The organism is Streptomyces spiralis (genome assembly GCF_014654675.1).
GTDB classification, from domain to species: domain Bacteria; phylum Actinomycetota; class Actinomycetes; order Streptomycetales; family Streptomycetaceae; genus Streptomyces; species Streptomyces spiralis.
Genome location: NZ_BNBC01000111.1, coordinates 1 through 4,802 on the forward strand (window position 1 = coordinate 1; position 4,802 = coordinate 4,802).

Annotated in this window: 4 protein-coding genes; all 4 read left to right on the forward strand. The window is 66.3% G+C overall.

Annotation, left to right across the window (positions count from 1 at the left end; genetic code table 11):
- Positions 1–883 precede the first annotated feature (883 nt).
- Positions 884–1,471, forward strand: coding sequence for a sigma-70 family RNA polymerase sigma factor (locus IE318_RS44005; RefSeq protein WP_229904213.1), 588 nt, complete (start codon positions 884–886; stop codon positions 1,469–1,471).
- A 107-nt stretch (positions 1,472–1,578) separates the two neighbouring features.
- Positions 1,579–2,406, forward strand: coding sequence for a hypothetical protein (locus tag IE318_RS44010; RefSeq protein ID WP_189908437.1), 828 nt, complete (start codon positions 1,579–1,581; stop codon positions 2,404–2,406).
- Positions 2,367–3,155 carry a hypothetical protein gene (locus tag IE318_RS44015; protein ID WP_189908438.1) on the forward strand — a complete coding sequence of 263 codons (789 nt, stop codon included), beginning with the start codon at positions 2,367–2,369 and terminating at the stop codon, positions 3,153–3,155. The genes IE318_RS44010 and IE318_RS44015 overlap by 40 nt, the downstream gene beginning before the upstream one ends.
- Before the next feature lie 392 nt (positions 3,156–3,547).
- On the forward strand, positions 3,548–4,802 hold a 1,255-nt coding region (locus IE318_RS44020; RefSeq protein WP_229904214.1), incomplete at its 3' end, for an AfsR/SARP family transcriptional regulator.

Sequence of the window (4,802 nt, forward strand, 5' to 3'; positions counted from 1 at the left end):
AGCGGGGTCATCTCCAGGCCCGCGAACTCTGTGCTGGACACAGCTGGACTCACTTTCTCCGTCGTGCGTATGCCGGTAGTGCAAGGGGTGGGCAACGTACCGCAACACGATACTGTGTGCCAATATGCGGTCCAACGATCGGATGGTGGGGCCGATGCGGCGCCGCTCGGTCGCCGCGCCGAGGGCGGTGACCGAGGCCGAGCGGCCCGGCCTCGAACAGGACGGCGAACCCCGACGCCCGTGTCATCGCCTACGACGAGGTGTCCACCGATCCGTGCAGACCCTGATGAAGGGCATCCGCCATTGGGTCGCCGCATGGAACACCGACCCCAGGCCCCTACGACCGGACCAAGACGGCAGACGAGAACCTCGAACTACCCCCGCCGCCTATCTGAAAAGAAATCCCTGCTCACAGGTCAGGGACATCAATGCATTCCGGGCTCCGTGGCCGACGTGAAGGCCGTCGGCAAGGTCACTGAAGGGATACGCGCAGTAGTCAAAAGCCCATTGCGGCGCACTTCCAGTACTCTGCGCCGCCAGACATCGGCGAATCCCGGATGTGCTCCGGCTCCGAGGTTTCGCGGTTTTTGCGACCGGCGCCGCTTCCACGTCAATTCAGCCGGCGCCCCGTACACCGCCCTCGGTTGGTCATCACGTTACGCGGCGTAGGTGTCCGACTACGCAAGCCTTCCGTGAGTGTCTGGCATGCAGGCGTTGGTCGTTCGACACAGGGGGACGGTAAAGCTGCCGCTCCAGTCGTCAATCGGTCGTCAACGTGACATCGAACGTCGCTCGTAAGACTCTTCCCGCTTATCGGGGCCGTTGAACTTGGCCTCGAGGACAGGCCTCCTATGTGAGGTCGCAGACCGAGGGGGATACGAACGTGAGCTGGACTGTGATGGGTTCCTCGGGTGCCGTCAATGCCCGAGAACGTGCGATGCGCGCGCTTTATGACGAACAGGTCAGTGCCCTGTATGCCTACGTGGCACGGCTGTTGGGGGGTGACCTGTACAAAGCTGAGGACGTGGTCCAGGAGACACTGCTGCGCTGCTGGCGCACGCAGGACCTGGAGGAGGGGCAACCCCTGCGTGCGTGGCTGTTCAAGGTGGCCCGCAACATCGTCGTCGACGAGTATCGGCTGCGCATGACTCGGCCTCAGGAAGTCAACGCCAACACATGGTTGGAAGATGTGCTGACGAAGGAGGCCGAAGTGGACTCGTTGCTCTCAGCAATGATCCTCAAGGAGGCTTTCCAGCAGCTGTCGCCCAAGCACCGGGAGGTCCTGTACGAGACCTACTACACCGGCAGGTCGATGCGTGAGGCGGGGCTGGTGCTCGGTATCCCGCCGGGCACCGTCAAGTCGCGCGTGCACCACGCCGTACGGGCCCTGCGCATGGCCATGGGGCTGACGGAACGCGCCGAGGACCAGTCTGGTGAGAAGCCGGCGTGGTGGTACACGGCTGCCGCGTGACGCACGGCCGAAAGCCGCGCTGCCAGAGGCGGATACAGCGGATGCTCGGCTCGAGGCCGGGCACTGTCAGAATCCATACATGTGATCGACGCCGATGAGGGATGCAAATGGAACCAACTTTTGCCGACTTCTCCACCAAGCCGGCCCGGCTGTCGAACGTCGTCGTCGGGCACCACCGGTGTGGGGTCGCCTCATCGCATCTCGCGCTGGGCGGGGCCGGTTGGATCAAGCTGGACTTCACGGTGGACGGACAGGAAGAAGTCGCCGGGGCCGTCGTCAAGGTGAGCACTCTCGATCCGGCCGTCCCGATGGACGTTGTGGTCAACGGAAAGGCATTGGCGGAGCCGGTCGTTACGGGAGCCGCAGGAACCAGCGGCCCGCAGGATGTCCTCCTGACCGTTCCGGGGGAGGTTCTGACGGTGGGTGACAATCTCCTGGAGATACGCAACGCGGGCAGCGGTGAGGGGCTGTTGAGGCTGCGTGCCGTCACTGTGAATCCTGAGCATGACAAGAATCGCTCCGAGCGTGACATGGCGGTCAGGGCGGCCACGCGGTCGGTCTTCGCCTTCAGTACGGAGCGACGTGTGCCAGGCGCAGGTCCGGGCGGGTGGCAGCCCGGTCCCCGACTGCTTTTCCACATTCACCGTGGCGGACAGGCAGTCCCGACGCAGCTCTCCTGGCGGGGGGTGGACGGTTCGGAGGCTGTGATCGGGCTGCGGGAGGACTTGTCCGGCTTCCGGGGCACTGGCGGGCCGCCGACGGCTCGTCGGCCGAGTACCGCGGCACGCTCGCGGAGCGCCGGGCCTACCCCGAAGGCGCTGCGGGCGCTCCGCACCATCTCTTCTCCACCGAGGAGGAGCGGGACGGCCATTGGACTCCTTCAGGAGAACTGCATGTGCTGCTCGACGCGGGCGGGGTGCCCGTCGGCCGCGTGACATGGACCGACACGCTGGGCAACACAACGTCCCTCGCGCTGAGTTCCGCTGCGTCCAGAGGCACACCGGCGCTTTCCGGGGAGTTGCGGGACATCACCGGCACGGTCACCGGCGTACGGGCGAGTGACGAGTTCGACGCGGTCGGGGAAGTGGCGGACAACCTGCTCAGGAAGTCGAGGAGCAAGTGGCTGGCGCAGGACGCGTCCGCGGAGCTGGACTTCACGTTCGAGAGCCCCGCCGTCGTGAGCGATTACCGGCCTACCTCGGCGAACGACTTCCCCGGCCGGGATCCGCGTGCCTGGGCGCTGCAGGGTTCACACGACGGCCTGAGCTGGACGACGCTTGACACTCGTAGTGGTGAACGCTTCATGCGGCGCTTCGAGACGAACGAATACACCTTCGCCAACACCACTCCCTACCGCCACTACCGTCTGAACATCACCGAGAACTCGGGCGACGGCGAGACACAGCTCTCCCGGGTCGAGTTCTTCACCGCGGAAGCCACCGGCAGCTCAGCTGAGGAAGTGGCCGATTTCATCGGGTACCACATCCCGGCCGGGGGCGATCCCGTCGGCTATCGGGGCACGACAGTGCCCGGACCGTGGTCCGGTACCGAGCCGCAGGACACCCGTAGGGAGGGCCTGCTGGTCGGCGCGCTGGGTGAGACAGCCCGTGGCCTGGACGAGGCCGCCCGCCTCATCGGCAAGCTGGCCACATACCTGGCAACTACGCCCACGCATCAGGCGTAGCACCGGTATGCGTACGAAGACCCCTCACCGGACGAGCGGGCCACGGCCGGCTGCGGAGGCGGACAAGGCCGAGTGAACCGTTTTGCCGCGCGCCCCGTTTAGACAGCGAGATCTAATCCCCCGAAGGTCTCTCAGCCGGCGGGGTCCGGCAGCCGTCTCCCGTGCTGCCGGACCCCTCCGTGCGCATGCGATCCGCTGTGCCGAGCGCTTTCACAGTCGCTTTCCAGACAAGCGGGGCATCAGTATCCGCTCGGGCGGGGGTAAACGAGAGCCCTTTCTCCCCTCGGCGAAGTACCGGGGCGGACGTGGGCCGTGCAAGGCTCCGGTGAGCGCAGGCAGTTCGACCTCGACCGCTCCGAGATCCCCGGCAGAGTCGAGCTAGGGTTCCAAAGGTGAGCGAAGTTTATGAAAGCTCCTTGCGTTTCGCCGTGCTGGGTTCGGTTCGGGCCTGGCGTGGGGATGTGGAACTGGATCTTGGTTCTCCGCAGCAGCGGGTGGTGTTGGGGGCGCTGTTGTTGCGGCGTGGCCGTCTGGTCACGGTCGGCGAGTTGGTCGATGCCGTATGGGGCCAGGCACCGCCGCCGGCCGCTGTGTCCGTGTTGCGCACGTATGTGTCGCGGCTGCGCAAGGTGCTGGAGCCGGAGCGGGGTGCGGGCCGGTCCCCGCGTGTGATCGTCTCGGTTGCGGACGGATACGTGGCACAGGTCCTGGACGACGCTTTGGATCTGGGTGTGTTCGAGCAGCGGGTCGCGGAGGCGAGACAGCGCCACATTGCCGGTGAGACGTCTGCCGCCGCGGAACTGCTGCAGGCTGCGCTCGATGGCTGGGAGGGGACGCCGTTGGCCGGACTTCCGGGCCCGCTGGCGGACGTCGAGCGGGCTCGGCTCACCGAGAAGTGGCTGAGCACGCTGGAGTGGCGGTTGGACACCGACATCCGGCTCGGGCGCCACGGCGAGGTGATCGGTGAACTGACCTCGCTGACCGGTGAGTATCCGTTGCGGGAGCGGTTGTGTCTGCTGTTGATGCTGGCTCTGTTCCGGTCCGGGAGGCGGGCCGAGGCACTGGCGTTCTATCGCAGGACACGGCGGGTTCTGGTTGATGAACTGGGCATTGAACCGGGAGCGGATCTCCAGCAGTTGCACGACCGCATACTGGCCGGCGATGCATTGCTGCACCTTTCTCCTTCCTCGGAGGAGACCCATCAGCGGCCGGACCCGGCTCCGCCGCCTTCAGGGCACGTGATACGTCCCGCTCAGCTGCCCGCCAGGCTGCCCGCCTTCACCGGCAGGGGAGCCGAGCTGAAACAGGTGCGTGCCCTGTTGTCCCAGTCCGGCAGCCGCCCCGACGCGGTGGTGATCTCCGTGATCGCCGGTATGGCGGGCATCGGAAAGACCGCATTGGCGGTGCACTGGGCTCACGAGGTCGCCGATCGCTTCCCCGACGGGCAGCTCTTCATCAATCTGCGGGGTTTCGATCCGGCCGGTTCGGCCATGCCGCCCGGGGAAGCGATCCGCATCTTCCTCGACGCGCTGGGCGTACCCGCACAGCAGATGCCCGCACAGCTCGACGCCCAGGCAGCGCTGTACCGCAGCCTGCTCGCGCACCGGCGGGTGCTGATCCTGCTCGACAACGCCCGCGACGCCGATC